Origin of the sequence: Bacillus sp. 22190 (genome assembly GCF_052045575.1) — a bacterium.
In the GTDB taxonomy this organism is placed as follows: Bacteria; Bacillota; Bacilli; order Bacillales; family Bacillaceae; genus Bacillus; species Bacillus altitudinis.
The window spans coordinates 4,770-7,627 of sequence record NZ_JBQEPF010000031.1; the positions used below are offsets into that span (position 1 = coordinate 4,770).

Below are 2,858 nucleotides of genomic sequence, written 5' to 3' on the forward strand. Positions count from 1 at the left end.
TGAGCGCTTTTATTTTTGTTTAGGTAATTGAAATAGGGGAATGCGTCAAAAACGCTTATAAGGGCTTTAAATGCGTTTTTTCGTTTTGTCTGCTGAATTCATTTAAAAAAATGTTTGCGAGATGCCGAAAATTTTCAAAAGTGTGGCGCAAACAGCCTTCTCTTATGAGAAATTATGCTAGGATTTAACAGAAAAATGGTTATTTACAAAGGGGGATTGATGATGGCGAATATACCTTCTTCACAAATTGGTGTTCAAATAAACGAATGGTATATCCATATAAAACGATTCAATGTGACCGATGCTGAAATATTAAAAACGGAAATTGAGAGAAATTTAAATGATATGGAAGAGGATCAAGACGTCCTTTTATACTTTCAATTAATGGAGTTTAGACATCGTTTGATGTTGGACTATTTAAATCCCTCTGAAAACAGAATGAACAAAGCTGACTACTTGAGGGAGGTAGAAGGACAGGGGAAGAGACTTACTGGTCTTCTTGAATACTACTTTCATTTTTTTAAGGGAATGTATGAGTTTTCAAAAGGGGAATATTTGAGAGCTATCACGTTCTATAGACGTGCCGAAAAGAAGCTTTCACAAGTTTCAGATGAAATTGAGAGAGCAGAATTTTATTATAAAATTTCAGAAGTTTTTTATCATATGAAGCAAACTCATATGTCTATGTATTATGTGAAACTTGCTTATGATACATATACGGCCAACTCAACTTATGTTATTCGAGAAATAAACTGTCTTACAGTTGTTGCAGGAAATTATATTGATTTGAAAACTCATGAGAAGGCTTTGGTTCATTTTGAAAATACTCTTAAGATTGCTAGATCACTTGGTAACGACTCGATGGTTACAAAAGCTTTGTTGAATGTTGGATGTTGTCATAATGATATGGGGCAATACGATAAAGCAGTGTATTATTTTGATCGTGCTGTTGAGGTTGGCGAAAAAATTAAAGCTAAGGAATTGATCCAAGCCTATTATGATTTAGCTCTGATTTATCTTAGAAAAGGTAATAGAGAAACTGGAGTTTCTTTTTTTGAGAAGAGTTTAGAATATGTTCAATTTTTTGAGGATGCTTTATTTGGACGAGTTTTAAACGTGCTGAAGGCTTTGTATATAGATCTGGGTGATAGAGAGCATGTTCTTTATGCCATGAATGAATTGAGAAACGCAGCTGGTTTTCCTTATTTGGAGGAATTGGCATTAGAAGCCGCCGAATTCTATAATAGGCTTGAGCGTTTGGATGATTCTGTATTTTTTTATAGACAGATGATCGATGCTCAAAAACAAATTCGGAGGGGCGATGGCTTGTATGAGTTTTAAGAGATTTTTCTCTGTAGTCATGTGTGCGCTTGTACTATTAGTTTCTGTAAATTTTGTTTCAGAAACTAGAGAGAGTCATGATATTGCATCAAGGGTTGCGACTAAGTATTTAGCAGATTCAAGAGTTGCAACATGATAAAAGTATTAACAGACCTTTATGGTCTGTTTTTTTGTGGAAATATCATGTGTAGTCACTTAGAAATAACACGTAAACTATTAGGTTTTTGATTAAACGTGATATTTCCACTGGTTAGAGCTGATTGGAACCTAAAAATATCAATGGTCAAGAAGATCGGATTGATCGCCATGAAATGCCCTTACTTTTTCTATGCTCTTCTGTTTGTTTCTTTTTCAATCCCACCATTTTTGTGGGCGGGGTGATGGCATGGATGTCAGGTTTAGTCAGGTCAAATAAAAATGACTACTAGCTGAATGCTCTAGTCGTCGTGGGATGATTCTTTTTTAAGATATGAATACTAGAGAGAGGAAGTTAAAAAATCAAAAAAAATCTCCCCCTGCGGGGAAATTTGGTTTATTCTTTGGTTTTTTAGGTTTTGAGGTTTTGGTTTTTAAAAAGATGGCGATTCCGCCAGCTTTTTGGGCGATTTTGACGGAGTCAGAATCGTGTCTTTTCTTATCTTGATACATATAGAAACATTGTCATTTTGAAAAAGTGCGCTAAATTCAATGGTGTCAAGGCTTTAAAGGCATTTTGACAGCACAAAACTCCATCTGCTATTATTAAGGTGTCGAATCTTAAATAATAGAATGCTAGAGAACTAGCGCAGAAGGAGTTTTTTGCTTTGTTATATTCATCTGAATCGAATTATAGCATCTTTGAGGACAAAACCGCAACAGGTAAAAAGCGGGATTGGCGAGGGAAGAAGGTGAGATCGTCATTGATGGCGGCTCATTATGAAGGACTTGAAAAGCGTACCGGTGCGCCTTACTACGGAAAAAAGGCAGAAAAAGTATGTGATTGTGCGGAATGTCTTGCGTTTAGAAGAGATAACGAAACGGGCAGACTACGATTATATCAAGCCTATTTTTGTAAAGTGAGGTTATGCCCTATGTGTGCGTGGCGAAGGTCATTGAAAATTGCTTATCACAATAAATTGATCGTTGAAGAAGCGAATCGACAATATAAGCCTGCATGGGTATTTCTCACGTTGACAGTGAAAAATGTTGAGGGCGACCATTTAAAACAAACAATTACTGATATGATGCAAGGTTTTAGAAAGCTGTTTCAATATAAAAAAGTGAAATCTGGAACACTTGGTTTTTTCAGAGCTTTAGAGATTACGAAAAACCATGAAGAGAATACATATCATCCACATTTCCATGTCTTAATTCCAGTGAAGCGAAGTTATTTCACAGGGAAAAGCTATATCAAGCAAGCAGAATGGACAAGCCTTTGGAAGCGTGCAATGAAATTGGATTACACACCGATTGTGCATGTGCAGCGGGTCAAAGGAAAAAAGGGAATCGATGCGGAAGCGATTGAAAAAGAAGTGCGC

General features: G+C 36.1%; 2 protein-coding genes. Both read left to right on the forward strand.

Going from position 1 to position 2,858, the window contains the following annotated elements; translation table 11 throughout:
- Positions 1–222: 222 nt before the first annotated feature.
- Positions 223–1,341 carry a tetratricopeptide repeat protein gene (locus tag ACTJKA_RS19705; RefSeq protein ID WP_174498336.1) on the forward strand — a complete coding sequence of 373 codons (1,119 nt, stop codon included), beginning with the start codon at positions 223–225 and terminating at the stop codon, positions 1,339–1,341.
- An 803-nt stretch (positions 1,342–2,144) separates the two neighbouring features.
- On the forward strand, positions 2,145–2,858 hold a 714-nt coding region (locus ACTJKA_RS19710; protein ID WP_440607917.1), incomplete at its 3' end, for a protein rep.

Coding starts and splice junctions, on each gene's coding strand:
- ACTJKA_RS19705 (WP_174498336.1), top strand. CDS start 223: ATGGCGAATATACCTTCTTCACAAATTGGTGTTCAAATAAACGAATGG.